The sequence below is a fragment of the Kitasatospora sp. NPDC036934 genome, from assembly GCF_055608425.1.
Genome location: NZ_JBVJQR010000003.1, coordinates 309,812 through 335,304 on the forward strand (window position 1 = coordinate 309,812; position 25,493 = coordinate 335,304).

The 25,493-nt window shown below is 73.5% G+C and carries 25 protein-coding genes; 10 read left to right on the forward strand and 15 right to left on the reverse strand.

The window, feature by feature from the left end; genetic code table 11:
- Positions 1-121: 121 nt before the first annotated feature.
- Positions 122-1,261, reverse strand: coding sequence for a PucR family transcriptional regulator (locus tag ACZ7BZ_RS06475; protein WP_470357377.1), 1,140 nt, complete (start codon positions 1,259-1,261; stop codon positions 122-124).
- Between the two features lie 87 nt (positions 1,262-1,348).
- On the opposite strand from ACZ7BZ_RS06475, the gene ACZ7BZ_RS06480 reads away from it, so the two are divergent.
- The 3 genes from ACZ7BZ_RS06480 (at position 1,349) to ACZ7BZ_RS06490 (ending at position 4,569) form a co-directional block, all read left to right on the forward strand.
- Complete coding sequence (locus ACZ7BZ_RS06480; RefSeq protein ID WP_470357378.1) at positions 1,349-2,416, forward strand: ferredoxin reductase; 1,068 nt, start codon at positions 1,349-1,351, stop codon at positions 2,414-2,416.
- A gap of 6 nt (positions 2,417-2,422) precedes the next feature.
- Positions 2,423-3,541: a fatty acid desaturase family protein gene (locus tag ACZ7BZ_RS06485; RefSeq protein WP_470357379.1), complete on the forward strand. Its 1,119-nt coding sequence runs from the start codon at positions 2,423-2,425 to the stop codon at positions 3,539-3,541.
- A gap of 74 nt (positions 3,542-3,615) precedes the next feature.
- On the forward strand, positions 3,616-4,569 hold the full coding sequence (locus ACZ7BZ_RS06490) for an aminoglycoside phosphotransferase family protein (protein WP_470357380.1): 954 nt from the start codon (positions 3,616-3,618) through the stop codon (positions 4,567-4,569).
- 68 nt (positions 4,570-4,637) lie between these two features.
- Here ACZ7BZ_RS06490 and ACZ7BZ_RS06495 read toward each other — a convergent pair whose 3' ends face one another.
- The 5 genes from ACZ7BZ_RS06495 to ACZ7BZ_RS06515 all read right to left on the reverse strand — a co-directional run bounded on the left by ACZ7BZ_RS06495 (position 4,638) and on the right by ACZ7BZ_RS06515 (position 9,547).
- The gene (locus tag ACZ7BZ_RS06495) at positions 4,638-5,978 is read right to left on the reverse strand and encodes an NADH-quinone oxidoreductase subunit D (RefSeq protein ID WP_470357381.1); all 1,341 of its coding nucleotides are present in this window, start codon (positions 5,976-5,978) and stop codon (positions 4,638-4,640) included.
- A gap of 254 nt (positions 5,979-6,232) precedes the next feature.
- Positions 6,233-6,505, reverse strand: a complete 273-nt coding sequence (locus tag ACZ7BZ_RS06500; RefSeq protein ID WP_470357382.1) for a hypothetical protein — start codon at positions 6,503-6,505, stop codon at positions 6,233-6,235.
- 604 nt (positions 6,506-7,109) lie between these two features.
- The gene (locus ACZ7BZ_RS06505; protein ID WP_470357383.1) at positions 7,110-7,898 is read right to left on the reverse strand and encodes a peptidyl-tRNA hydrolase; all 789 of its coding nucleotides are present in this window, start codon (positions 7,896-7,898) and stop codon (positions 7,110-7,112) included.
- A gap of 93 nt (positions 7,899-7,991) precedes the next feature.
- Positions 7,992-8,543: a hypothetical protein gene (locus ACZ7BZ_RS06510; RefSeq protein WP_470357384.1), complete on the reverse strand. Its 552-nt coding sequence runs from the start codon at positions 8,541-8,543 to the stop codon at positions 7,992-7,994.
- Positions 8,544-8,614: 71 nt separating this feature from the next.
- A complete protein-coding gene (locus tag ACZ7BZ_RS06515) occupies positions 8,615-9,547 on the reverse strand; it encodes a hypothetical protein (RefSeq protein ID WP_470357385.1) in 933 nt (310 codons plus the stop codon).
- Positions 9,548-9,672: 125 nt separating this feature from the next.
- Here ACZ7BZ_RS06515 and ACZ7BZ_RS06520 point away from each other — a divergent pair, with 125 nt between their 5' ends.
- Together ACZ7BZ_RS06520 and ACZ7BZ_RS06525 are read left to right on the forward strand one after the other, a co-directional pair.
- Positions 9,673-10,044, forward strand: a complete 372-nt coding sequence (locus ACZ7BZ_RS06520; RefSeq protein WP_375890615.1) for a YbjQ family protein — start codon at positions 9,673-9,675, stop codon at positions 10,042-10,044.
- Between the two features lie 58 nt (positions 10,045-10,102).
- Positions 10,103-11,299: an NAD(P)-binding domain-containing protein gene (locus ACZ7BZ_RS06525; RefSeq protein WP_470357386.1), complete on the forward strand. Its 1,197-nt coding sequence runs from the start codon at positions 10,103-10,105 to the stop codon at positions 11,297-11,299.
- A gap of 20 nt (positions 11,300-11,319) precedes the next feature.
- Here ACZ7BZ_RS06525 and paaE read toward each other — a convergent pair whose 3' ends face one another.
- From paaE to ACZ7BZ_RS06565, 8 genes are all read right to left on the reverse strand, one after another.
- On the reverse strand, positions 11,320-12,447 hold the full coding sequence (gene paaE / locus ACZ7BZ_RS06530; RefSeq protein ID WP_470357387.1) for a 1,2-phenylacetyl-CoA epoxidase subunit PaaE: 1,128 nt from the start codon (positions 12,445-12,447) through the stop codon (positions 11,320-11,322).
- Positions 12,448-13,014 carry a 1,2-phenylacetyl-CoA epoxidase subunit PaaD gene (gene paaD / locus ACZ7BZ_RS06535; protein WP_470357388.1) on the reverse strand — a complete coding sequence of 189 codons (567 nt, stop codon included), beginning with the start codon at positions 13,012-13,014 and terminating at the stop codon, positions 12,448-12,450. It lies immediately after the preceding gene.
- The gene (gene paaC, locus ACZ7BZ_RS06540) at positions 13,011-13,946 is read right to left on the reverse strand and encodes a 1,2-phenylacetyl-CoA epoxidase subunit PaaC (protein ID WP_470357389.1); all 936 of its coding nucleotides are present in this window, start codon (positions 13,944-13,946) and stop codon (positions 13,011-13,013) included. Before paaC ends, paaD begins: the two co-directional genes overlap by 4 nt.
- Positions 13,930-14,223, reverse strand: coding sequence for a 1,2-phenylacetyl-CoA epoxidase subunit PaaB (gene paaB / locus ACZ7BZ_RS06545; RefSeq protein ID WP_030234269.1), 294 nt, complete (start codon positions 14,221-14,223; stop codon positions 13,930-13,932). The genes paaC and paaB overlap by 17 nt, the downstream gene beginning before the upstream one ends.
- Positions 14,220-15,269: a 1,2-phenylacetyl-CoA epoxidase subunit PaaA gene (paaA, locus tag ACZ7BZ_RS06550; RefSeq protein ID WP_470357390.1), complete on the reverse strand. Its 1,050-nt coding sequence runs from the start codon at positions 15,267-15,269 to the stop codon at positions 14,220-14,222. The genes paaB and paaA overlap by 4 nt, the downstream gene beginning before the upstream one ends.
- 277 nt (positions 15,270-15,546) lie before the next feature.
- On the reverse strand, positions 15,547-16,890 hold the full coding sequence (locus ACZ7BZ_RS06555) for a M20/M25/M40 family metallo-hydrolase (RefSeq protein ID WP_470357391.1): 1,344 nt from the start codon (positions 16,888-16,890) through the stop codon (positions 15,547-15,549).
- Positions 16,891-17,607: 717 nt separating this feature from the next.
- On the reverse strand, positions 17,608-18,267 hold the full coding sequence (locus ACZ7BZ_RS06560; RefSeq protein ID WP_470357392.1) for a response regulator: 660 nt from the start codon (positions 18,265-18,267) through the stop codon (positions 17,608-17,610).
- The gene (locus ACZ7BZ_RS06565; protein WP_470357393.1) at positions 18,264-19,601 is read right to left on the reverse strand and encodes a sensor histidine kinase; all 1,338 of its coding nucleotides are present in this window, start codon (positions 19,599-19,601) and stop codon (positions 18,264-18,266) included. Before ACZ7BZ_RS06565 ends, ACZ7BZ_RS06560 begins: the two co-directional genes overlap by 4 nt.
- 314 nt (positions 19,602-19,915) lie before the next feature.
- Here ACZ7BZ_RS06565 and ACZ7BZ_RS06570 point away from each other — a divergent pair, with 314 nt between their 5' ends.
- The 4 genes from ACZ7BZ_RS06570 to ACZ7BZ_RS06585 all read left to right on the forward strand — a co-directional run bounded on the left by ACZ7BZ_RS06570 (position 19,916) and on the right by ACZ7BZ_RS06585 (position 23,610).
- Positions 19,916-20,677: a class I SAM-dependent methyltransferase gene (locus ACZ7BZ_RS06570; protein WP_470357394.1), complete on the forward strand. Its 762-nt coding sequence runs from the start codon at positions 19,916-19,918 to the stop codon at positions 20,675-20,677.
- A 202-nt stretch (positions 20,678-20,879) separates the two neighbouring features.
- Complete coding sequence (locus ACZ7BZ_RS06575) at positions 20,880-21,893, forward strand: aldo/keto reductase (RefSeq protein ID WP_470357395.1); 1,014 nt, start codon at positions 20,880-20,882, stop codon at positions 21,891-21,893.
- Between the two features lie 83 nt (positions 21,894-21,976).
- A complete protein-coding gene (locus ACZ7BZ_RS06580; RefSeq protein WP_470357396.1) occupies positions 21,977-22,567 on the forward strand; it encodes a TetR/AcrR family transcriptional regulator in 591 nt (196 codons plus the stop codon).
- Between the two features lie 113 nt (positions 22,568-22,680).
- On the forward strand, positions 22,681-23,610 hold the full coding sequence (locus ACZ7BZ_RS06585; protein WP_470357397.1) for an ADP-ribosylglycohydrolase family protein: 930 nt from the start codon (positions 22,681-22,683) through the stop codon (positions 23,608-23,610).
- A gap of 82 nt (positions 23,611-23,692) precedes the next feature.
- Here ACZ7BZ_RS06585 and ACZ7BZ_RS06590 read toward each other — a convergent pair whose 3' ends face one another.
- Complete coding sequence (locus tag ACZ7BZ_RS06590; protein WP_380451056.1) at positions 23,693-23,959, reverse strand: GlsB/YeaQ/YmgE family stress response membrane protein; 267 nt, start codon at positions 23,957-23,959, stop codon at positions 23,693-23,695.
- A gap of 184 nt (positions 23,960-24,143) precedes the next feature.
- Here ACZ7BZ_RS06590 and ACZ7BZ_RS06595 point away from each other — a divergent pair, with 184 nt between their 5' ends.
- The gene (locus ACZ7BZ_RS06595; RefSeq protein ID WP_470357398.1) at positions 24,144-25,409 is read left to right on the forward strand and encodes a glycosyltransferase; all 1,266 of its coding nucleotides are present in this window, start codon (positions 24,144-24,146) and stop codon (positions 25,407-25,409) included.
- The last annotated feature ends 84 nt before the right edge of the window (positions 25,410-25,493 follow it).

Here is a 25,493-nt window from a genome sequence, read left to right on the forward strand (position 1 = left end):
CAAACAGATGACAGCGAACAGATTTCGAAATCTGTTCGCTGTCATCTGTCATCCGTCGTCTGTCATCCGTCATCCGCCACCTGTTCGCCGTCATCTGTTACCTGGCACCTGCCAGTACGCATCAGCCGCCCCGAACACCCACCGCCAGGGTCAGCTCAAGGACCCGGTGCGGCGATGCGAGATCCGGAAAGAGCTCCCGCAGCTGCGACATCCGGTACCGCACTGTTTGAGGATGGACGAACAACGCCGCCGCCACCTCGTCCCGCCTGCCCTGGTACAGCAGCCACGCCCGCAACGTCTCCTCCAGCCGCCGAGCGGTCGTGACCGGCAAGGCCCGCAACGGCGCGAGGGCTCGGGCACGCAGGTCCGCGAACGCGTCCACGTCGGCGCTCAGCACCAGCTCGGGCAGGTGCTCCTCGGTGTCGCGGATGTCAGGGGAGAGGGAGCGCGCGCGTACCGCTCGTGCGTACGAGGCGGACGCACGGGTCCATGGCCGTGCCGGGCCGACCACGGCGGTGCGGTCGGTCAGCTGCCGCAGGAGGTGTGACCGGTCGGCATCGGGGACGAGCAGCGCACCGGTGGCGTCCGGTAGATCGTCGAGGACGAGGGTGCTCGGGTCGAGCGCGCGGTACGCGGGCCGGGCCTGGGCGGCGGGCAGCAGGACCGCGGTCAGCGAAACCGGAGGCTGCCACCCGGCCCGTTGAACCGAGGCCCGCAGCACGTCCGGGCTCGCGCCGGCGAGGAGGTCACGGGCCAGCTGTTCCAGGTGGCGCTCGCGGGCCCAGCCCCGGGCGGCCAGTTCGTCGGCGTGGCCGGCGGCGCTCGCGGCGGAGAGCTCGTCGATGTAGGCGAAGGTCAGTTCGGCGAACTTCGCGACCTCGGCGGCGGGCAGGCCGGCGGGTACGGCACCGGCGGCCAGGCATCGCCAGGCCACCCGGGCGCCGACGCGGTAGGCGCTGAGCAGGGCGTCCATCGAACGGCCGTCGCGCACCTCGCCGCGGCCCAGCTCGTAGGCCGCGTCACCGGCGTCGCCGCCGGTGGCGTTCCCGCTCGCGCGGTCCAGGTAGTGCCCCAGGGCGGTGCGGACGGCTCGGCGGATGGTGCCGCCCATGCGGCCCGAAAGGGCGTTCGCGTAGGGAGGGACCTCGTCGATGATCGCCTGGACGACCTCGTCGGCGGTGGCCGTCAGCGCGGCCCGAAGCGCGGTGACCGTCGTCTCGTCCAGGACCAGCTCGCCGGCCCTCCGGTTTGCATGGCTCACGTTTTTGTTCCCTGCGAACAATTCAGCCGACCAGATTTACGTCCTACGGTCAGGACTTTACGCCCTGAGGCGCAGCAAGCTGGAGTCATGACGAGTTCAGCCCTCCGCAGCAGGGCGTGGAAACTGCTGGAGATGGTCACGACGCCGCTTCTGCCGTCGGACTACCTCGACCTGGTCAGCCCGCTGCGTGCGGGCGCCGACCTGCGTGGGCGCATCGAGGCCGTGCACCCCGAGACGGGTGACGCCGCGACCATCGTGATCAGGCCGGGACGGGGCTGGCGCGGCCACACGGCCGGTCAGTACGTGCGGATCGGGGTCGACGTCGACGGGAGGAGGCTGTGGCGCTCCTACTCCCTCACCTCACCGACGGACCGCCAGGACGGCCGCGTCACGATCACCGTGAAGGCGGTCCCGGACGGCAAGGTCAGCAACCACCTGGTCCACAGGGCGACACCGGGCACACTGGTCCAGCTCGAGCAGCCGGCCGGTGACTTCGTGGTGCCGCGGGCCAAGCCCGCCAAGGTGCTCTACCTGACGGCCGGCAGCGGCATCACGCCCGTGATGGGCATGCTGCGCGACGTCGAGTTCGACGACGCCGTCATGGTCCACTGCGCACCCCGGCCGCGAGACGTGATCTTCCGCGACGAACTGCACGACCTGGTCGCGGCCAAGAAACTGCGCCTCACCGAGGTGCACACCGACACGGACGGCAGGCTCGACATCTCCCGTCTCGGCGAACTCGTGCCCGACTGGGCGGAGCGCGAGACCTGGGCCTGCGGGCCCGCGGGCCTGCTCGACACCGCGGAGGAGCACTGGACCGCGCACGGCGTGCGAGAGCGCCTGCACACCGAACGCTTCCGCCCCCGCATCGTCGTGACCGGCGACGGCGACAACGGCGGCGGCGAGGTCACGTTCAGCGCCACCGGCAAGACCGTCGACGCGGACGGTGCCACACCGTTGCTGGACATCGGCGAGGAGGCCGGCGTGCTCATGCCCTCCGGGTGCCGCATGGGCATCTGCTTCGGCTGCGTCACGCCGCTCAAGGCGGGCGCCGTCCGCGACCTGCGCACCGGCGAGATCACCGAGGCCGAGCCGGGCGTCCTCATCCAGACCTGCGTGTCCGCCGCGGCGGGCCCCTGCGACATCGAACGGTAGAAGCACTTGACCGCTATCGACCCCACCGCCCACCTGACCGCGGAGCAGATCGAGGAGCTCGGCCGTGAGCTGGACGCGATCCGCGACGAGGTGATCGCCGGCCGCGGCGAGAAGGACGCCGCCTACATCCGCAAGGTCATCTCGGCGCAGCGCAAGCTCGAACTGGCCAGCAGGGGCGTGCTGCTGTTCTCGATCTTCCCGCCCGCGTGGCTGCTCGGCACCGCCGGTCTGTCCGTGGCGAAGATCATGGACAACATGGAGATCGGCCACAACGTCCTGCACGGCCAGTGGGACTGGATGCGGGACCCGAAGATCCACTCCACCACCTGGGAGTGGGACCACGTCTCTCCGTCCGAGCAGTGGAAGCACTCCCACAACGAGCTGCACCACACGTACACCAACGTGATCGGCAAGGACAACGACCTCGGCTACGGCATCATGCGCGTCGACGAGGACCAGAAGTGGTACCCGTTCCACCTCGGCCAGCCGCTGTGGAACTTCGTCAACGCCTGCTTCTTCGAGTACGGCATCGCGGCGTACGACCTGGAGCTCGGCAAGAACCTGCGGAAGCGCCGCCGCAAGGACCCGGAGTTCCGCGCGCGGGCCAGGGCCGTGGGCCGCAAGATCCGCAAGCAGGTGCTCAAGGACTACGTGATCCACCCGCTGCTGTCGGGCCCGTCGTTCCTCACCACGCTCGCCGCCACGTTCACCGCGAACCTGGTCCGCAACGTCTGGTCCCACTCGGTGATCATGTGCGGGCACTTCCCCGAGGGCGTACGGGTCTTCGAGCGCCAGTCGATCAAGGGCGAGACGCGCGGCCAGTGGTACCTGCGCCAGATGATGGGCTCGGCGAACATCAGCGGCAGCCGGGCCATGCACTTCATGACCGGCAACCTGTCGCACCAGATCGAGCACCACCTGTTCCCGGACCTGCCGAGCAACCGGTACGCCGAAGTCGCGGTGAAGGTGCGCGCGCTGTTCGAGAAGTACGAGCTGGAGTACGTCACCGGGCCGCTGCCCAAGCAGGTGTTCTCCGCGTGGCGCAAGGTCTTCCGGCTCTCGCTGCCGAACAGGAAGCCCAAGGTCACGACGCCGGACCGCGAACAGGAACTCGTCGCGGCCTGATTCCCCGCCGCCCCGGCGAGGCGCCGCACGAAAACGCCTCGCGAGGTCGGTGTGGCTGCTGGTCCAATGCGTGGATGGAGAACTACCCGAACGCGGAAGTCCCGCTCTCCGACCGATGGCTCGCGTACTTCGCCGACCGCGGGCACCTGGGTGTCCGCCGTATCGGCGCTGGTGTCGAGGGCGTCGTCTACGGGCTGGGCGACGGCCGGGTCGCCAAGGTGTGGAGCGGTCGGCCGCCGGCCGATTTCGCTCTCACCCGCCAGGTGTACGCGGACATCGCGCGGCACCCGCTGCCGTTCTCCACCCCGGAGGTCCTCGACGCCGAGGACCACGAGGGTGTCCTGGTGACGTACGAGCGCGAGCTGCCCGGAGACTCGATGCGAGTCGACTCCGCGCGGGCCGCCCACGAGCGCGAGGTACCCACCCGGCACAGCGACGCGCTACTCGCCGTTCTGCGTGGCCTGGCCTCCGTCCCGGGCACCGGCGCCATGCGCCGGTTGACCGTTCAGGGTGACGACCGTCCACTGTGGCGGGACCACGACAGCTTCCGCGACGCGCTCGCGGCCCTGGTCGCCCGGGCCACAGCCCGGCACGGTGCCGCCTTGGCCGCCTGTGTGCCGGACTTCGAGGCGGGTGTCGAGCGCACGCGAAAGGCACTGCGGTTCCTCCCCGACGCGCCTGCGACCGCGATCCACGGCGACCTCGTCCCGCCCAACATCCACCTCGACGCGGCCGGTCGGCCCGTCGCAGTGCTCGACTTCGGCTTCTACACGACCGCGGGCGACCCGGCCTTCGAGGCCGCCGTCACCGCTGCCGTCTACGACATGTACGGGCCGCACGCCGAGGAGCACACCGCGGAACTCACCGGACTCTTCGCCCAGGAACTCGGGTACACCTCAGAGACCCTCACCGCCTATCAGGCCGCATACGCCCTCACGACCTACGACCTCTTCGGCCTCGACGACCGTGACCGGCACTTCTGGTGGTGCGCGGAACAGCTACGCCGCAATGCCGTGTTCAACGCCTGAAGTGAGCGGCCGTCACGGCACTCGTGGGCCGTTTCGGCGGCCACGGCGCGTCCGCGGTGCGACGGCTCTCACCGGTCCACGCCTCCCATCACCGGGTCGATGCTCGCCACCGCGACGATGACGTCCGCGACCTGCCCGCCCTCGCACATCGCGGCCATCGTCTGCAGGTTGGTGAACGAGGGGTCGCGGAAGTGCACCCGGTACGGCCGTGTGCCGCCGTCGGAGACGACGTGCACGCCCAGCTCGCCCCTGGCTGACTCGACCGCCACGTAGGCCTGCCCCACCGGGACGCGGAAGCCCTCCGTCACCAGCTTGAAGTGGTGGATCAGCGCCTCCATGGACTCACCCATGATCTTTCGGATGTGGTCGAGCGAGTTGCCCAACCCGTCCGGTCCGACGGCCAGTTGGGCCGGCCAGGCGATCTTCTTGTCGCCCACCATGACCGGGCCGGGGGCCAGCCGGTGCAGGCACTGCTCGACGATCCGCAGCGACTGGCGCATCTCCTCCAGCCGGATCAGGAACCGGCCGTAGGAGTCCGCGGTGTCGGCGGTCGCGACCTCGAACTCGTAGTTCTCGTAGCCGCAGTACGGGTCGGTCTTTCGCAGGTCGTGCGGCAGGCCGGTGGCCCGCAGGATCGGGCCGGTCGCTCCGAGCGCCAGGCAGCCGGCCAGGTCCAGGAAGCCGACGTCGACCAGCCGGGCCTTGAAGGCCGGATTGGCGGTGGCGAGCTTGTCGTACTCCGGCATCCGCGAGCGCAGCAGCTTGACCGCCGCGCGGATCTGGTCCACCGCGCCTGGAGGCAGGTCCTGCACCAGGCCGCCCGGTCGGACGTAGCCGTGGTTCATGCGCAGGCCCGTCACCAGCTCGAAGACGTCGAGGATGACCTCGCGGTCACGGAACCCGTAGACCATCAGCGTGGTGGAGCCGATCTCCATCCCGCCGGCGGCCAACGCCACCAGGTGCGAGGCGATCCGGTTGAGCTCCATCATCAGCACCCGGATCACGCTCGCCCGCTCCGGGACCTGCTCGGTGATGCCGAGCAGCTTCTCCACCGCCAGGCAGTAGGCGGTCTCGTTGAACAGCGGAGCCAGGTAGTCCATCCGGGTCACGAAGGTGGTGCCCTGGACCCAGTTGCGGAACTCCATGTTCTTCTCGATGCCGGTGTGCAGGTAGCCGATGCCGCAGCGGGCCTCTTTCACCGTCTCGCCGTCGATCTCCAGGACCAGGCGCAGAACGCCGTGAGTGGACGGGTGCTGCGGCCCCATGTTGACGATGATCCGCTCGTCGTCCGCCCGTTCTCGCCGCTGCTCGACATCGGCGACCTCGTCCCAGTCACCGCCGGTGACGGTGTAGACGCGGCCCCCGACCGTGTCCCGCGCTCCTGCCGACTCGTGCTCGCTGCCGCTCATCAGCCGTATGACCTCCGCTCGGGCCGCTGGTCACGTCCCGGCGCCGGTGTGGCGGCGCGTGATCGGGCACGACGGCTCGCAGCCCTTCTCGGCCGGCCGGCCCTCGCCCCAGCCACCGGCACGACTTGGCGACTTGGGCCGCTCCAGTCCAGGATCACGCACATCTACGGCGGGCGCCTGCCTGCCGGTCACCGTCCCCTCACCTCGTCGTGCTGCCGCCGGGCGGAATCGGCATCGGCCGCGGGCCAGGGGCTTCACGTCTCCTCGGGCGGCGAGGGGCTGCCGTACTCTTCGAGCACGTCGAGCACGGTCCGTAAGTCCAGCTCGGTGTCCGTGCTGCCGGGGCCATCGGCCCTGGCGGACGTGAACCGGCCGTCCGGGGAGAATTCCGCCCGCAGCGTCCAGTCGAGCAGTGAGAACCGCATCGTCTCGTCCTGCTCGTGCAGGACCTGCCAGCCGTAGAGGCGGGCGGTCGCGCCGATGTAGTGGGCGTCATGGCTCACCGGTGAAGGCTCGGGTTCCGTCATGGCCAGATGCTCGCGTGGTCGGCGCCCCGGCGCCAGCCGGCATGCCGCGGGCGGTTGTGGGCTCGGCGGGGCATCGCCCCGTGCTGACCTGCCGCTGCTTAGCGCCCGCTCTACCGTGAAGACGTGGGCGGCGGCCAGGCGCCCCCGGGCTTCGACGCTTCTGCGGACGCCCGGCCGAACCCGTCGCGCTGCCGTCACGGCGGACACGGTCCCGCGGAAGGAGCACGCGGAATGGGCACACCTCCGAACGATCCGGTACCGCCCGACCCGACACCGGCGCCCGGCCCCGGTGGGCCGGAGCCCGGCCCCCTGCCCGGCCCGGTCCCCGCGCCGGGTGGCCCCGACCCGGTACCGCCCGCCCCGCCGCAGCCCGAGCCCGATCCGCAGCCGCCGCCTGCGCCCGCACCGGAACCGGGCCCCCGCCCCGGCCCGCTGCCAGGCCCCGTACCAGCGCCCGAACCGATCACCTGACCCGGCGCGCCGGAGAGGAGGGCGGTCGGGCCGACGACACCGCCGTCCTGCTGTTCCTCGCCGACGAGGCGTACACTCCCCGGTCGCCGACCGCGGGCGGACCTGGGGCCCGCAACGGGTCAGAGCGGTGCGTTCACGGGCGCCGGAGGCGCGGGGTGGGGCAGTAGCGCGTGCCGCCTTCGACTGCGACGGTCGGCCCGGGGGCGATCTCCGTGAACCCCGCGTCCTGCACCACCGGCAGCCCGCTGCGGACCAGTTCCTCCCACACCTCCGGCGCCGCCGTGCGAACCGCGAGCGCGAACCCCGACTCCGCCCACTCCTTGCGCTGCGCCCCGTCCAACCGCCACCAGGCGAGCTGCGCCGCGTGCCCGGTCTGGGCCATGGTCTTGCCGGCGCTCATCTCCAGCTCCGGGTTGAGCCACAGCACCGGCAGCCCCGGCTCGGGCGCGCCGACCTCGGCGGTCTCCGCCAGGTCCGTCCCGGAGACCTGCAACTTGGCGAGTTCCTTCGGCCAGCCGTCCAGCGGGATCGGCGGGAACACCCGCACCTCCGCCTCCTGGCCCCGCACCGTGATGCCCGGCAGCTCCTCGGCCCGGCGCCACTCCCCGCCCCGAGCCCGTCGGACCACCTTGCGGATCCGGGCGTCCTCCCAGGCCGCGACCCGTTCCGCCCACTCGCCGTCCACATCGGTCACCCGGGGGTCGGCGAGCAGCGTCAGCACCGCCCGCGCCGAGGTCTCCAGCGCGTCCGTCCGCCCCGGTGGCGTGGCCTTCTCCAGCCGGACGACCATCGGCAGCACGTACTGCTGTCGCGCGTCGCGGTCCTCGGGGCCGGGAACGTGCTCCGGACCGGGAACGTCGTCGGGGGCTCGAACGTCGTCGGGGGCGGGCGCGGGGGCCGGGGCATCGAACGGAGAAGTCACCCGTCCAGGATGCCAGCCCCACCCCCACCGCCCCGGCCCACCCCCGGCAGACCCCCTACGGCCCACCCGCACCGCACCGACCCGGCCACCCGCTCAGCGCAGCCGCTGCCGCAGTTCCTCCACCGCCGCCCGGATCCCCGTGCTGTACGCGTCCTCAGGCAGCTCGTCCAGGCTCCGCACCGCCCGTTCGAGCTGCTCGCGTGCCAGGTCGGGCTCCCCGAGCTTGAGGTGGTCGGAGGCCAGGTTGAGGTGCAGCGAGGGGTAGAAGACCCGGACCTGGAGGGCGGACTCGTAGGTCGCGGCCCGCTCGACGGTCAGCGAGTCGGCCGCCGCGAGGGCCCGCCGGTCCCACTCCAGCTCGGCCCGGGGGTCGTCCTGCAGATCGGCCAGATAGTGCGCCAGGACGCAGCGGTGGAAGACGTCCCGCTCTCCCAGCTCCTCCCACAGGGCCTCGAAGCTGGTCCGTGCCTCGGCGGTCCGCCCGAGCTGCGCCGCCCGTACGCCGTCCAGCCCGAGCGCGATCCGCCCCAGCGCCGACTCGTCCCCCGCCGACCCCGGACCGTCCGACCCCGGACCGTCCGACCCCGACTCCCCCGGGCCCGGATCCCCCGTGGGCGCACCCCGCACACCAGACACATCGGACATGTCGGCAGCCTAGCCGCCCGCCCCCGACCGACGCCCGCCCAGCGCTCGACCGACGCCCGCCCGACGCCCGCTCAGCGCCGGTAGCCGCGCTGCGGGTCCCGCTCCTCCGCGTCCTCGTACATCAGGAACCATCCCTCGGGGTGCGTCGCGGTCAGCAGCAGTTCGGTGCGCTGCTCGGCGCCGAGCTCCGGGTCCCCGTCGTCCGGCCCGTACACGCCGAACAGTTCGTCGTGGCAGCCGTCCCAGTCGTAGTCGTAGAGGTCGGCCGGCAGGTCGCCCATCATGTCGGCCACCGATTCGGGCTGGGAGCCCAGCAGGGTCCGGGCGTCCACCAGGGCCATCCGCAACGCGAGTTCCTCGGCCAGGCAACGCGGCAGCGGCCATTCGCCGAGCGCGAGGTCGTCGGCGAGGTCGTCGAAAGTCCGGGCCATGGTGCGCCGCCAGCCGCGGTGCAGCCGCCAGGTGCGCTGGGGCAGCCGGGCGAAGACCGTCCAGTCGACGTCCTCGCCGTCGACGACCGGGTCGTCCCCGTGTTCGTCGAGGTCGTCGTAGGCGGCGTCGGCCAGGCCGAGCAGCTGTGCGTGCAGCAGGCAGGCGGTGCGCGGGGTGAGGGTCCAGTCCGCGCCCGCGCCACCGTCCTCCTCCTCGCCGCCGTCCAGCGGGAAGAGTTCGGCGAAGTCCGGGGTGAAGTCCTCGGTGACGCTGATCTCCAGCGTGCCGCCGATCGCCTCGACCCCGGGGATCGCGGCCACCAGCCGGTCGGGGTGCAGCAGTGCGCCGAGGGCCGCGTTGGCGTCCTCGGCCACCTCGCGCAGCAGTTCACGGCGCTGGCCCGCCGGGTCGATGCCCTCGAAGTCCAGTTCCTCGACGGCCTTGATCGCGGCCGCGCGCAGCGCCGGCCAGTCGGTGATCCGCAGGCCCAGCACCACCGTCGCCTCGATCTCCGGCGCGTCGGAGTACTCCGCCGCGCCCGGCCCCTGCGGATGATCGCTTCGCTCGCCCATGGGGCTACGGTACGGCCTTTCGGCCGCCCGATCACCGGTCTGAACCAGCTTCCGGAGACCCGTCTCGGCCACCGCCCCGCCGCGCCTCTGTCACTCGGACGCACGACACCGGCAGGATGACCCCCATGGCTGACATCAACGAGTACGGCGGCGGGCAGGGCCCGAACGCCGACGTCATGGTCGTGACCACCAATGACATCCCCGGTTTCCGGGTCGATCACGTGATCGGCGAGGTCTTCGGACTGACCGTGCGCAGCCGCCACATCGGCAGCCAGATCGGCGCCGGGCTGAAGTCGCTGATCGGCGGCGAGCTGCGCGGTCTGACGAAGACGCTGGTGGAGAGCCGCAACGAGGCGATGCAGCGCCTGATCGAGCAGACCAAGGCGCGCGGCGGCAACGCCGTCCTGATGATGCGCTTCGACGTCACGGAGGCGGCGGACGTCGGCACCGAGGTCTGCGCGTACGGCACCGCCGCGGTGATCTCCCCGATCGGCTGAGCCACCCGGCCCGCGCCCGGCGCGGGAACAGTCACCGACCGTCCGATGTTTCACCGGCGTGACTGTTTACGGTGCAACCAACGCGGCCGGTCCGCGACTCGTGGACGTCCTGGTGGTGGGCGCCGGACAGGCCGGACTGTCCGCCGCCTACCACCTCGGCCGCCGCGGCTTCGCCCGCTACCGGGAGGGAGTCGACGGCGGCTTCGTCGTCCTCGACGCCAACGCCACCCCCGGCGGTGCCTGGGCGCACCGCTCGCCGTCCCTACGGATGGCCACCGTGCACGGCTTCCACGACCTCCCGGACGCCGAGCTCCCGGCACCCGACCCCCAGGCCCGCGCGCGCGACGTGGTGCCGGGGTACTTCACGGCGTACGAGACCCGGCACGCGCTCCCGGTCGTACGCCCGGTAGCGGTCCGCGCGGTGCACGCCGAGTCCGAGCGCCCCGACTCCCGGCTGCTGGTCGAGACCGACAGCGGCACCTGGTCCACCCGGGCGCTGATCAACGCCACCGGCACCTGGACCCGCCCCTTCCTCCCCCACTACCCGGGCCACTTCGCGGGCCGCCAGCTGCACTACGCCGAGTACCGCGGCCCCGAGGAGTTCGCGGGCCGGCGTGTCCTGGTGGTGGGCGGCGGTGCCTCGGCGGTCCAGGTGCTCTCGGAGGTCGCCGCGGTCGGCGAGACGGTCTGGGTCACCCGTTCCGAGCCCGTCTACCACGAGGGCCCGTTCACCCCCGAGTACGGTCGCGCGGTGGTCGCCAAGGTGGAGGAGCGGGTCCGCCTGGGGCTGCCGGTGCGCAGCGTGGTGAGCGTGACCGGCCTCGGCCCCTCGGTCGCCTACCGCCGGGCCGAGGAACTGGGCGCACTGAAGCGCCGACCGATGTTCGACCGGCTCACCGAGCACGGCGTCGCGTGGGGCGACGAGGAGCTGACGGTCGACGCGATCGTCTGGGCGACCGGCTTCCGCCCCGAGGTGGGCCACCTCGCCCCGCTCGGCCTGCGCTCCCCCGGCGGCGGGATCGCCCTCACCGGCACCCGCGCCACCGCCGACCCGCGGGTCCACCTGGTCGGCTACGGCCCGTCGGCCAGCACCATCGGCGCGAACCGAGCCGGCCGCGCCGCCGTCAACGACCTGGTCGGACTCCTCGGGGACCCGGCCGGCGAGACCGAGCCCACCCACCTCGCCGCCCACGTCCCCGCCACCGTCCCCGGCCAAGTCCCCGCTGCCGTCCGAACCGCCGGATCAGCCGGCTGAACCGGCTGAACCGGCGGGGATCAGCGGTCGTAGTCGACGGTGACCCGGTCGGTGACCGGCCGAGCCTGGCAGGTGAGGACGTACCCCGCCGCCAGCTCCTTCTCCTCCAGCGCGAAGTTGCGACGCATCTCCACCTCGCCCTCGGTGACCAGCGCCCGGCAGGTGCCGCAGACCCCGCCCTTGCAGGCGAACGGCAGGTCGGGGCGGGAGCGCTGGGCACCGTCCAGGATCGAGCGGTCACGCGGGAGGGCGAGGGTGCTGCCGCGCCCGTCGAGGACGACGGTGACCTCGCTGCGCTCGCCGGTCGTACCCGAGCCCTCCGAGCCGTCCGCGCCGTCCCAGTCCTCGTCGCGCTCGGCGAGCGGCTCGTCCTCGGCGTGGAACAGCTCCTGGTGCACCCGCTCGCCGGGCACCGCCAGCTCGGCGAGCAGTTCCTTCGCACCGGCGACCATGCCGAACGGGCCACACAGCCACCAGTGCCCGATCCCGCCGACGTCCACCAGGGCCGTCAGCAGCGCCCGGACCCGATCCGGGTCCAGCCGACCGCTGAGCAGTTCGGCGTCCCTGGTCTCCCGGGAGAGCACGTGGACCAGCTGGAAGCGGCCGAGGTAGCGGTCCTTCAGGTCGGCCAGCTCATCCGCGAACATCACGGTGTCGGAGCGCCGGTTGCCGTAGAGCAGGGTGACGGTGGAGCGGCGGTCGGCGGCCAGCACGGAGGCGGCGATCGACAGCATCGGGGTGATGCCGGAGCCGGCCGCGAGCAGCACGTGGTCGGCGGGCTCGCCGAGTTCGGGGCTGAACAGGCCGGACGGCGTCAGCACCTCGACCTCCTCGCCGGGCCGGGCCTCGCGCACCAGCCAGCGCGAGAACAGTCCGCCGGGCACCTCGCGGACGGCGATCCTCAGCGGCCCGCCGACCGGGGCGCAGATCGAGTACGAGCGGCGTTCGTCGGCGCCGTCCACCAGCTTGCGCAGGGTCAGGGTCTGCCCCGGCCGGAACGCGTACTCGGCCGCCAGGTCGTCCGGCACCGCGAAGGTCACCGCCACGGCGTCCTCGCAGAGCCGTTCCACCCGGTCGATCCGCAGCCGGTGGAAGGTCGGACGGCGGGCCGGGCGGACGGGGTCCGACACTGGGGTCGCGGCGGGCATTCAGATCTCCTTGACGCGTTCGAACGGCTCGCGGCAGGCGCGGCAGCGCCAGAGCGCCTTGCAGGCGGTGGAGCCGAAGCGGGACAGCTCCTCCGTCTCGGTGCCGCCGCACTGCGGGCAGGGCACGGGAGGCGCGGCACCGGTGCGGGTGGGGCCCAGCAGGAGCGGGACCGGCCCGGCGGCGGGCGCCAGGGCCGAGGTGGGGCGCGGCGGGGCGATGCCCGCCGCGGCGAGCTTGCGGCGGCCCTCGGCGGTGATCAGGTCGGTGGACCAGGGCGGGTCCAGCCGCAGCCGCACCCGGACGTCCGGGTACCCGGCGGCGCGCAGCCGACGGTCGACGTCGGCGGCCATCTCGGCGACGGCCGGGCAGCCCGAGTAGGTCGGCGTCAGCCAGGCCGTCACCGTGCCGATGCCGTCGTCCACCTCGACCCCGGCCAGCACGCCCAGGTCGGCCAGGGTGAGCATCGGCAGCTCCGGGTCCGGGACGGCCGCGGCGACCTCCCAGGCCGGTCCGCGGACGGTGGCCGCGGTGGCTGCGGTGGCTGCGGTGGCCGCGGTGGCCGTCACCACGTCGCCCCCGGGTGCGCGCGGGCCACCGCCTGCATCTCGGCGAGCAGCGGGCCGAGCTCCTCGGTGTGCACCCCGTCGCGGCCGGCCCGGCCCAGCACGGTGGCCAGCGGCGGGACGTCCGGCACGGTCAGCCGCGCCTCGGCGAGGACGGCGGCGAGCTCGCGCAGCACCGGTTCGCGCAGCCGCGCCGGGTCGACGCCGGCCCTCAGCTCCACCGGGTGCGCGGTGAACAGCTCCTCCAGCAGCGGCCAGACCGCGTCCAGCCCCGCCTGCATCCGCTCCGCCGAGTACGGCGTGCCGTCGCCGAGCCGCAGCGTCCAGGCGGTGGCGTACTCGCGGTGGTACGCCAGCTCCTTGACGCCCCGGGCCGCGACCGCGGCCAGCACCGGGTCCGGGTGCGCGCTCAGCGCCTCGTACAGCGCGCCGCGGGCGGTGGCGAACAGCAGCAACCGGGCGACCGAGTACGCGAAGTCGCCGTTCGGGGTCTCCACCAGGCGGACGTTGCGGAACTCGTGCTCCTCCCGCCAGTACGCCAGGTCGTCCTCGGTGCGGCCGGAGCCGTCCGCCTGACCGGCCCGGGTGAGCAGCAGCCGGGCCTGGCCGAGCAGGTCGAGGCCGAGGTTGGCGAGCGCCACCTCCTCCTCCAGCTCGGGCGCCCGGGTGCACCACTCGATCAGCCGCTGGGCGAGCACCAGGGCGTCGTCGCCGAGCATCTGGCAGTAGGCGGCGAGGTCCGGGCCGGCCAGGCCGGCGGGCAGGGCCGTGTCCACGCCGAGCAGCGGGTCGGCGAAGCCGGTCCCGTAGGCCCAGCGGCCCTCGCCCTCGGGGCCGGGAGTGGCCCCGGCGAGGCTGAGGTAGACGTGGTCGTCCTCGGTGGCGGACGCGGTGTGGTCGTGCACGGTGGCTCCCCCGTCAGATGTGCGGGACATCCTCGGGGATGTCGTAGAAGGTCGGGTGGCGGTAGACCTTGTCACCGCTGGGCTCGAAGAACGGGTCCCGCTCGTCCGGGGTGGAGGCGGTGATCGCGTCCGAGCGGACCACCCAGAGGCTGACGCCCTCGTTGCGGCGGGTGTACAGGTCGCGGGCGGCGAGCAGGGCCATCCGGTCGTCGGAGGCGTGCAGCGAGCCCACGTGGACGTGGTTCAGGCCGCGCCGCGGGCGCACGAACACCTCGTACAGCGGCCAGCCGGCCTTGGACTCGGTCACTTTCCGTTCTCCTGTTCGGGGGTCTGCCGCTCAGCGGCTCCGGCTGCGGCTGCGGCTGCGGTGTCGACTACGACCGCGGGTGCTGCGGCGGCTTCGGCCGCGCGCTTGGCCGCGTAGGCGACGGCCGCCTCGCGGACCCAGGCGCCCTCTTCGTGGGCGGCCCGGCGGCGGTCGATCCGCTGGGCGTTGCACGGGCCCTGGCCGTGGATGACCCTGGTCAGCTCGGACCAGTCCGGCTCACCGAAGTCCCAGCCGCCGCGCCCCTCGTTCCAGCGCAGCTCGGGGTCGGGGAGGGTGACGCCCAGGTGCTCGGCCTGCGGCACGGTCATGTCGACGAAGCGCTGCCGGAGCTCGTCGTTGGTGTGGCGCTTGATCCGCCAGGCCATCGAGCGGGCGGTGTTCGGCGAGTCGGCGTCCGGCGGGCCGAACATCATCAGCGACGGCCACCACCAGCGGTCCACCGCGTCCTGGACCATCCGGCGCTGGCCGTCGGTGCCGCGCATCAGGGTCATCAGGAGCTCGTAGCCCTGACGCTGGTGGAAGGACTCCTCCTTGCAGATCCGCACCATCGCCCGGGCGTACGGACCGTAGCTGCAGCGGCAGAGCGGGACCTGGTTGCAGATCGCGGCCCCGTCCACCAGCCAGCCGATCACGCCGACGTCGGCGAAGGTCAGGGTGGGGTAGTTGAAGATCGAGGAGTACTTCTGGCGGCCGCTGATCAGCTTCTCGGTCAGCTCGGCGCGGTCGACGCCGAGGGTCTCGGCGGCGGCGTAGAGGTAGAGGCCGTGCCCCGCCTCGTCCTGGGCCTTGGCGAGCAGGATGGCCTTGCGGCGCAGCGAGGGGGCCCGGGTGAGCCAGTTGCCCTCGGGCTGCATGCCGATGATCTCGGAGTGGGCGTGCTGGGCGATCTGGCGGATCAGGGTGGCCCGGTAAGCGTCGGGCATCCAGTCCCTGGGCTCGATCCGCTGCTCGGCGGCGATCACCGCGTCGAACCGGTCCTCCGGCGTCTGCGCGGGGACGGCCTCGGCCACCTCTGCTCTCACCACGGTCCCCTCTCACGTCACACGATCGACCGACCGACTGACCGTTCGGTCGGTACCATTCTGCGCGGCGAGGTGGAGGGATGGCAAGGGACGGGCGAGGGAGCCGGAAACGGATAACAGCTGACAGAATCTGAATTCTGTCAGCTGTTATCCGTCAGCTGTGATCTGTTACCTGTGAGCCGTCGGCTGTGGGCGGTCAGCGGTCAGCGGTCAGCGGTCAGCGGCCACCTGTTGCCAGTCGCCTGTTGTCTGTCGCCTGTTGCCTGCCAGCCGCCCCCGCTCACCCCTCCCCGCGGTCCCGAAGCCGTGGCAGCGGCACCGCGAGCAGCGCGGCGAGCAGGGCGATCCGCGGAGCGAGCTGGTCCAGCCGGATGTACTCGTGCCGGGCGTGGGCACCGGCGCCCACCGCGCCGAAGCCGTCCAGCGTCGGCAGTCCGCGGGAGCCCGGCAGGTTGGTGTCCCCGGCCCCGCCCGCCGGCCCGCCGTCCAACTGCTGCCCGAGCACCGCGGCGAGCGAACGCACGTGCCTCAGCAGCGGGTTGCCGCTCCGCTCGGGCCAGGCCGGCCGACTGGACAGCACCTCGGTCCGCACCCGCGCGCCCGGCCGCAGCGCGGTCAGCCGGGTCAGATTGTCGAGCGTACGGCGCTGCGCCTCGACCGTGGAGAACCGCAGCCCCAGCTCCGCCTCGGCCCGACCGGCGATCACGTTGGCCCGCGAACCGCCGCTGATCCGACCGGCGTTGAGCTCGGTGCCGGGCTGACCCGCCAGACCCCGGACGAGCACCAGCTGGTCGACGAGTTCGTCCACTGCCGACACCCCGTCGTGGGCGTCGTTGCCCGCGTGGGCCTCCCGCCCGGTGACGGTGAGCCGCACCCGGGTGCTGCCGCGCCGCGCGGTCTTCAACCGACCGTCCGGGTGCGGCGGTTCCAGCCCCAGGACGGCCGCCGCACCGCGCAGTTGGCGCTCGACCAGTCGCCGCCCGTCCGGGCTGCCGACCTCCTCGTCGGACACCACGACCAGTCGCACAGTGCGGTGCGGCCGCTGCCCCAGGTCCGCGAGCAGCGCCAACGCACCCTCCAGGACGGCCAGTCCGCCCTTCATGTCGACCACGCCGGGCCCGGTGAGCCGCCCGTCCTGCTCGGCCACCGGCCAGTCCGCCAGGGTGCCCACCGGCCAGACGGTGTCGTGGTGGCCGACGATCAGCAGGTGGGGCAGGGTCTCGTCCCGCCCCTCCCACTCCAGCACCAGGTGGTCCCCGGCCGGACCGGGTTCGCGGCGGGCGGTGGCCCCGGTGGCCCGGAAGCCGGCCGCCAACTCCTCGGCCAGTGCGTCGAGTCGGGGCGCGTCACCGCTGGGCGACTCGATCCGGGCGAGGTCCGCGCAGCGCCGCCGGACGGCGCCGGCCAGGGTGCGGGCCCGGCTGCTGAGCGCCTGCGGCAGTCCGGGCAGCGCCGCGGTGGCACTGGCGGCGGCCGAACCGGTGGCGGTCGAGCCGACCGCCGTGGCACCCGAGTTGGCCGGAACGGCCACGGAGACCACGGCGGCAGCGGCAGCGGCAGCGGCAGCGGCAGGGTCGGCCGTGCCGGCCAGGGCTTCGCCGTCGGTGGCGGCGGGAACGGTCACCGATACGTGGTCGGGTTCTGCGGCGGCACCCGGTGCGGCCGGCGACCCGACGATCTGGGGACTCAACGCTCGCCTCCGCGGCCGCAGCCGGTATTCAGCGGCCGTACCGGCCGACCGCTCCCGCCCGGGTACCAGGCCCGGCCGGACCGCACCGGCCGGCCGGGATGTTGCACGGCCCGTCGGACCGGTCCCTCTGGCCCAAGTGCGGTGGAACGGTTGGGCGGCGTGCTTGGCATTGCGTCCTCCTCGCTCGATCCGGTGGCCCCGGTCCGCCCGGAGCCCCGTGGACGGCGGCCTCCTGTTGGCGGGCGCAGTGGCCGCACCGCCGCAGGGAGGCCGAGATGTGAGCCTAGAAGAACCGTTCGGTTCCCTGCGAGGTGGCCCTGTTCCCAGCGTGCCGGTACGGGCCCCGGTTTCGGGCGCCCGTGGAAGGAAGCGGCGGGCGTTCGGCGGGCCGGGCCCGGATCGACGCGCGGGCGCGGTCGCCGGATCGCACCCATCTCCACCATGGACCCGCCGCCCGGGTTCGGCAGCGCAAACGGCCAAGGCACGGCATTTCCACGCCGGATGGGTGACATCGGCTCAGCAGGCGGTACCAACCGGAGGCACGAGACGGCTCAGGGAAGCCTGCGGCGACACCCGAACCGACACCCCGGGAACATCCGCGTGAACGCCGTCCGACGCTGCGCCCCGCCCTGCCCTCGCGAGCGCCCGCCGTCAGGCACCCTCCCCGACCAGCCCCGCATCCCGTGCGAGCAGCGCCGCCTGGACCCGGTTGGCCACCCCGAGCGCGGTCAGGATCCGACTGACGTGCGCCTTGACGGTGCTCTCCCGCATGCCCAGCACGCCCGCGATCTCGGCGTTGGAGAGCCCGTCGGCGACTTCGCGCAGCACCTCGGTCTCGCGCGGGGTGAGCCCCGCGATCCGGCCGCGCGCGGCCACGGACCGGGGCGCACCGACCCGGTGGTACCGGTCGATCAGCCGTCGCGCGGCCGCCGGGTGCAGCATCCCCTGCCCGGCGGCGACCACGTGGACGGCCCGGGCGATCTCGGCGGGCGGGGTGTCCTTCAGCAGGAAGCCGTCCGCCCCGGCGGCGAGCGCCTGGTACACGTACTCGTCCAGGTCGAACGTGGTGAGCGCGATCACCTTTGGGGCGTCGGGTAGTTGGCGCAGCCGCCGGGTGGCGGCGATCCCGTCCAGCCGGGGCATCCGGATGTCCATCAGCGCGACGTCGATCCGGTGGCCACGGGCCAGCTCGACGGCCTGCAGCCCGTCGGCGGCTTCGGCGACCACGGTCAGTGCCGGGTCCTGGGTGAGCAGATCGACCAGGCCGAGGCGCACCAGCGCGTCGTCGTCGACCACCATGGTGCGGATCAAGTGACGTCCTCCGGCTCCGGGGGCTGCGGGGTCTGGGGATGCTGTGGGGGCCGCGGGCGCTGCGGGTGCTGCCGGTGCTGCGGCAGCGGGGGCGGCGGGGATAGCGGGGATAGCGGGGGCGGCGCCGCCCCCGGCGGCCGGTCCGGCGCGGGCAGCCGGGCGGAGAGCCGGAAGCCCCCGGCGCCGTCCGGGCCCGCGTCCAGGTGGCCGCCCAGTGCGCCGACCCGTTCGCCGAGCCCCACCAGCCCGTACCCGCCGCCGGTGCCCGGCCCGTTCGGTGCGGCCTCGCCCGGGCCGTTGCGGATCTCGACGGTGGTCGCCGACGCGCCGTAGCCGACCCGGACGGTGACGGGCGCGGTGTGGGCGTGCTTGCGGGCGTTGGTCAGCGCCTCCTGGACGACCCGGTGGACGGCGAGCCGGTGGGTGGTGGGCACGGCCTCCGGATCGCCGGCGAGGGCGAGTTCGACGTGCTGACCGGCCTGGTTCGCCTCGGCGACCAGCTCGGTGAGGTCGCGCAGGGCCGGCGCCGGGACGCGGGCGGGGACGACCGGTGCGGGCGGTTCGACCGCGTTCGCTACGGCGGTCGGCTCCAGCGGATCGGCGCGCAGCGCGCCCAGCACGTCCCGCAGGTCGTCGAGCGAGCGGGCGGCGGCGGTGCGCAGCAGTTCGAGGCGGTGGGTGAGCCGGTCCGGGTCGGCGGCGACGGTACCGGCGCGGGCCTGGTCGCGCAGCACTCCGGCGTGCAGCACCAGCAGGCTCAGCCGGTGGGCGAGCACGTCGTGCATCTCCCGGGCGATCCGGGCGCGCTCGGCCGAACGGGCTTGCTCGGCGCGCAACTCCCGTTCCCGCCGAAGGGTTTCGACCTGGGTGTGCAGGGTGCGGATCAGCACCCGGCGGCCGTGCAGCCACAGACCGAAGCACAACACGGCGGCCTGCACGAAGAGTTGGGAGCCGGTGGCGCCGGCCCAACCGACCAGCGAGTCCGCCCTGGTCGCGCTGACCACGGCGATCACCGTACCGCCGACCGCAGCCGGGCCGACCCGGCCGAGCGAGGCGAGGTGGTAGACGCTGAACAGGGCGGGGAACGCGCGGTTGAACAGCCCACCGGTGAGCACCGGCAGGACGGCCGAGGCGAGCGGGTAGCGGCGGACGGCCAGCAGGGAGAGCGCGGCCAGCGCGGCCACCGCCGTACGGGGCAGGCGCAGCGGGCCGTCCGTGTGCAGCCACTGGAACAACCCCTCCTCGCCGGCGAGGCCGAGGATGCCGAGCAGCAACAGGGTGTCCACCCAGGGCCGGTGGTCCGGGCCGTACCAGCCGAGCGGACCTGTGCGCATCGAACCCCTCCCGCCCGGGCCGTCCGGCTCCGGTCCCCTCGCGTCGGCCCGCGCCCCCACGCGTCCGTCCGCGCTCCTCACGTAAGTTCTCGCCCCACCCGCGGGTCCACGTCCCGCGCGTCGGGCCGCGCCCGTGCGCTTCGGTGCGCTTCCGTTCGCGTCCGTCCGCCGTCGCGTCCGCTCGCTCGATGCTACGGGCGGGCGGCGGCGCGGCACCCCCTCCTCCCGGGCGGCCGCACCCTCGACTTTCGTCGGGGGGCGGCGCCGCTCACCGGCCGATCCGGGCCGGTCGCGGCCTCCCTAGCGTCGACGGCATGACGACCGGACAGCTCCACCCTCACCCCGACTCCCCTCCACCGCAGCGCAGTTCGCACGGTTCACGGTACGGCGGGGACCGCCTGCTGTTCCTCTCCGAGGCACTGCGCACCTTCCATGACACCGGCGCGCTGGCGCCGAGCGGGCCGGATCTGGTGAACGCCCTGGCAATGCCGGCCACCAGCCGTCCCAACCGGCCGATCTCGGTGCTGGAGGTCGGCGCGGGGACGGGCGTGGTGACCCGTCGGCTGGCCCGGGTGTTGCGCCCGGGCGACCGGCTGCACGCGGTCGAGGCGAATCCGCGGTTCGCCGACCGACTGCGGGAGGATCCGGTGCTGGCCGCGCGCCGGCCGGGGGTGGGCCTGCGACTGTCGGCCTGCCGGGTGGAGGAGCTACCGGAGGCGGCCGGGGCACCCGGGACCGGACCCGAGGGCTCCGGGGAGGGGAGCGGCGGCGAGCGGTACGACGTGATCGTCTCCGGAGTGCCGTTCACCAACTTCGAGCCGGCCCTGGTACGGGACCTTCTCGACCTCTACCTACGGCTGCTGGCCCCCGGCGGCGAGCTGACGTACTTCGGCTACCTCGGCACCACGACGGCACGAACCCTCCTCTCGGGCCCGCACCGGGGCGCCCGCCACCGGGCGGTGGTACGGCTGCTGCGGCGGTTCGAAGCGACGTACGGGCTGGGCGAGCGCACGGTGTGGCGCAATCTGCCGCCCGCCCGCGCCTATCTGCTGCGCTCGCCGGGGCCGTACGCCTAGCTGTACACCCAGCCGTACGCCCAGCGAACCACCCCTGTCCCGCGCCAGCGCTCGCCGCCACTCCGCCACCCCGCCAGCGGTGGTGCGAACAAATGACAAAAGACAGCGAACAGATTTTGAAATCTGTTCGCTGTCGTGCCATAGTGAGACCCGGGTCACACTGCCCCCGCCATCCGGCACCGCACTCGCCCCCGGAGCACCCATGCCCTCCACCACCCGCCCCGCACAGCGCACCCTCGGCGCCTCCGGGCCCGTCACCTCCGCCCTCGGCCTCGGCTGCATGGGCATGTCCGACCTCTACGGCCCCGCCGACGAGGCCGAGAGCATCGCCACCGTCCACGCCGCCCTGGACGCCGGGATCACCCTCCTCGACACCGGCGACTTCTACGGCATGGGCCACAACGAACTGCTGATCCACGAGGCCCTGCGCGGCCGCGACCGCGCCAGCGTGCAGATCAGCGTGAAGTACGGCGCCCAGCGCGGGCCCGACGGCCAGTGGGTCGGCTACGACACCAGCCCGGCCGCCACCAAGACGGCCCTCGCCTACACCCTGCGCCGCCTGCGCACCGACCACGTCGACGTCTACCGCCCGGCCCGTCTCGACCCGAGAGTCCCGATCGAGGAAACCGTCGGCGCCATCGCGGACCTGGTCAAGGCCGGCTACGTCCGCCACATAGGCCTCTCCGAGGTCGGCGCCGACACCCTGCGCCGCGCCGCCGCCGTCCACCCGATCAGCGACCTGCAGATCGAGTACTCACTGCTCACCCGCTCGATCGAGGCCTCCGTGCTGCCCGCCGCCCGGGAGCTCGGCATCGGCATCACCGCGTACGGCGTGCTCTCCCGCGGCCTGCTGAGCGGCCACTGGACCCCGGAACGCCCGCTCGCCGGCACCGACTTCCGCGGCGACAGCCCGCGCTTCCAGGGTGAGAACCTGGCCCACAACCTCGCGCTGGTCGAGGCGCTGCGCGCGGTCGCCGACGCGAAGGGCGCAAGCGTCGCCCAGGTCGCCATCGCATGGGTGGCCTCGCGCGGCGAGGACGTCGTCCCGCTGGTCGGCGCCCGCCGCCGGGACCGGCTGGCCGAGGCCCTCGGTTCGCTGGACGTCACGCTGACCCCGGCCGACCTCACCGCCGTCGAGGCGGCCGTCCCTGCCGGTGCCGCCGCCGGCGACCGGTACGCTGCCGCGCAGATGGCACGCCTGGACAGCGAGCGCTGACCGAGCCCCCCGCTGACCAGCGGAAACCCTCCGCACCACCCGACCCGCACCACCCGACCCGCACCACCCTAAGGACGGCCCCCGTGACCACGGACACCGCACTCACCGCCGAGCAGATCCTGATCGCGGCGGAGGAAGTACTCCGGCGGTTCGGCCCGGCCAAGGCCACCGTCGTGGACGTCGCCCGGGAACTCGGCGTCAGCCACAGCAGCGTCTACCGCCACTTCCCCAGCAAGGCGGCGCTGCGCGAGGCGGTCACCCAGCGCTGGCTGGACCAGGCGCACCACGAGCTGCAGACCATCTCGATCGACGGCGGCGGCGCCGCCGAGCGCCTCGAACACTGGCTGATCACGCTGTTCGCGGCCAAGCGCAAGAAGGCACTGGACGACCCGGAGCTGTTCGCCACCTACCTCGTGCTGGCCGAGGAGAACAGCGCCATCGTCGACGCGCACATCGAGACCCTGGTCAACCAGATCGCCCAGATCGTCCACGACGGAACGGACCGCAAGGAGTTCAGGCTCGCCCACATCCTCACCACCGCCCGCGCCGTCTTCGATGCCACGGCCCCCTTCCACGACCCGATGTTCGCGGCCAGCTGGTCCGAGCCGGGCGCGGACGAGCGCTTCGCGGCCGTCTGGAAGCTGATCCTCAACGGTCTGAATGCCAAGCACTGACGACCGCGGGCGACGCCGCACGGGGCGCCGGCGACCGGGACGATATCCGGTCGCCGGCGCCCCGGCCGGTCGGGCAGACTGTCGCACACAGTTGATCTCACTCGGAGGATGACATGGGTGCGGCCGGTCCGGTCCTGGACGGTCTGCGGGGGCTCGCGCTCGGCGACGCCTTCGGCGACCGGTGGTTCTCGGTGCCGGTCGACGAGGCGCCCGCCGCACTGGCCGCCCGGCTGGTCCGCCCGGCGCCCTGGCACTGGACCGACGACACCGCGATGACCCTCGTCCTGGTGCGCCACCTCACCACCCACGGCGAGGTCCGACAGGCCGCGCTGGCCGGGGAGTTCGCGGCCGAGTACGCCCGCGACTACCAACGCAAGTACGGCCCGTCGATGCACCGGGTGCTGCGCGGGATCGGCGCCGGCGGAGACTGGCGCGCCATCACCTCGGGCCAGTTCGAGGGCCAGGGCTCGTACGGCAACGGCGCCGCGATGCGGGTCGCCCCGCTGGGCGCCTGGTTCGCCGAGGACCTCGACGAGGTGGTCCGGCAGGCCGAACTCCAGGCGCTCACCACCCACTTCCACCCCGAGGCGGTCGCCGGAGCGGTGGCAGTGGCCCTGGCCGCAGCCCTCGCCGTCCGCAGCCGGGGCCGGCCGGCGCCCGGCCGGGCCGAGTTGCTCACCGAGGTGGCCGGCCGGCTGCCGGAGAGCGACGTCCGCTCCGGCCTGCGGATCGCCGCCCGGCTGCCGGAGCACACCAGCATCCGGCACGCCGCCAACGTGCTGGGCTCGGGGCTGATGATCTCCGCCCCGGACACCGTCCCGTTCGCCCTCTGGTCCGCCGCCGGGCACCTGGACTCACTGCCGGAGGCGATCTGGCACACCCTGGCGGGCTGGGGCGACATGGACACCACCTGCGCCATCGCCACCGGCGTGGTGGCCGCCCGCACCGGGCTCGCCGAGGTACCGGCCGACTGGCTCACCGCCTGCGAGGCCCTGCCGGACTGGGTCGCCCAGGCCCCGGCCCCGTCCGGGGCCTCGCGCTAGCGACCGGGCCACCGCGGCCACGCATCGGCGGGCCGGCTCCCTCCCCGGGGGACGACCCGCCGATGCGTGGCGAACGCCCCTCTCAGCGGCGCGAGTTGCCGAAGATCAGCCGGTAGGCGATCAGCAGCACCAGCGCGCCGCCGATCGCGGACACCCAGGTCGGCCCGTCGAAGAACCGGGCCGTGATCGACCGGTGCATGAAGTGCGACGCGATCCAGCCGCCGACGAAGGAACCGGCGATCCCGATCAAGGTCGTCACGATCAGGCCACCCGGATCCCTCCCGGGCAGCAGCAGCTTGGCCAGGGCTCCGGCCACCAGGCCCAGCACGATCCACGCGATGATGCTCATCCGACCCATCCCTCCCGTCCACGGCGCGACGGCCCCGTCCCGCGCGCTCCGCAACCGAGGACGCCACCGCCCCCAGGCCCGGTTCCGGGCGGCCCGCCCGGGCGACGCGATCCGGCCACCCGGAGCCGACCGGTCCGCGCGTGGCGTCCTTCCGACCGGACGCACCCGCCGAAATACTGCGGCCATGCGCATCCTGATCGCCACCGTCGGCTCCCGGGGCGACGTCGCCCCCTTCACCGGGCTCGGCGTCCGCCTGCGGGCGGCCGGACATCAGGTGGCCGTCGCCACCCACACCACCTTCGCCGAGTCGGTACGGGCCGCCGGGCTGGAGTTCCGCCCGCTGCCGGTCGACCCGCGCACCGTACTCGCCTCCGCCGAGGGCCGACGGCTGCTGCGAGCCGGCAGCGGACCCCTGGGCGTCCTGCGACTCCTGCGCCTGGGAAGGCGGTTCATGCCCGCCCTCGGCGACGGCATCGCCGAGGCCACGACACTCGGCACCGACCTCCTGCTCACCACCAGCACCACCAGCGCACTCGGCCAGGTCGCGGCCGAGGCGGCCGGCATTCCCAGCATCGGGCTGTACCTCCAACCCCTCTCCCCCACCCGCGAGTTCGCGCCCGCCGTGACCGGCGCCCGCTCGCTCGGGCGGTCCGGCAACCTGCTCGCCGGGCAGGCCGTGCAGGCCGCCACCGACCAGTTGTTCGTCCCGGCCGTGCGCGGGCTGCGCCGACGGCTCGGGCTGCCGCCTCTGGGCGTCGCCCGCGCCCGGCGCGACCACCCCGTCCTGCACGGCTTCTCACCGCGGGTAGTCCCCCGGCCGATGGACTGGCACCCCCGGCTGGACGTCGCCGGGTACTGGTGGCCCTCCGCGCTGCCCGACTGGCGACCCCCGCAACGGCTGCTGGACTTCCTGGCCGCCGGACCGCCACCGGTCTTCATCGGTTTCGGCAGCCTGGTCGTGCCCGAGCCCGAGCGGCTCACCGCGACCGTCCTGGCCGCCGCCCGGGCCGCCCGGGTCCGCGTGCTGCTGCAGTCGGGCTGGAGCGGATTGGCCGCCGAGGACTCCGACTCCGTGCTGACCATCGGCGACACCCCGCACGACTGGCTGTTCCCCCGCACCTCGGTCGTCGTCCACCACGCGGGTGCCGGCACCACGGCGGCCACGCTGCGCTCCGGCACCCCGGCCGTCCCGGTGCCCGGCCAGCTGGACGCCCCGTTCTGGTCCGCCCGGCTCACCGCCCTCGGTGTGTCCCCCGGCCCGGTCCCACTGCGCGCCCTGACCCCCAGCCGCCTCGCCACCGCCATCCGCCACCTCCTGGACGACCCCCACTACCGCACCCGCGCCCGTTCCGTCGCCGCCGCCCTCGCCACCGAGGACGGAGCCGCCAAGGTCCTGGCCGCGGTGGAGGCGGTGGAGGCGGCGGCGAAGGGGATGACGGGAAACAGCTGACGGATGACAGCTGACAGATGTCGAAATCTGTCAGCTGTCATCCGTCATCCGTCGGCCGCTATCCGTCGTCCGCCATCTGTCTGC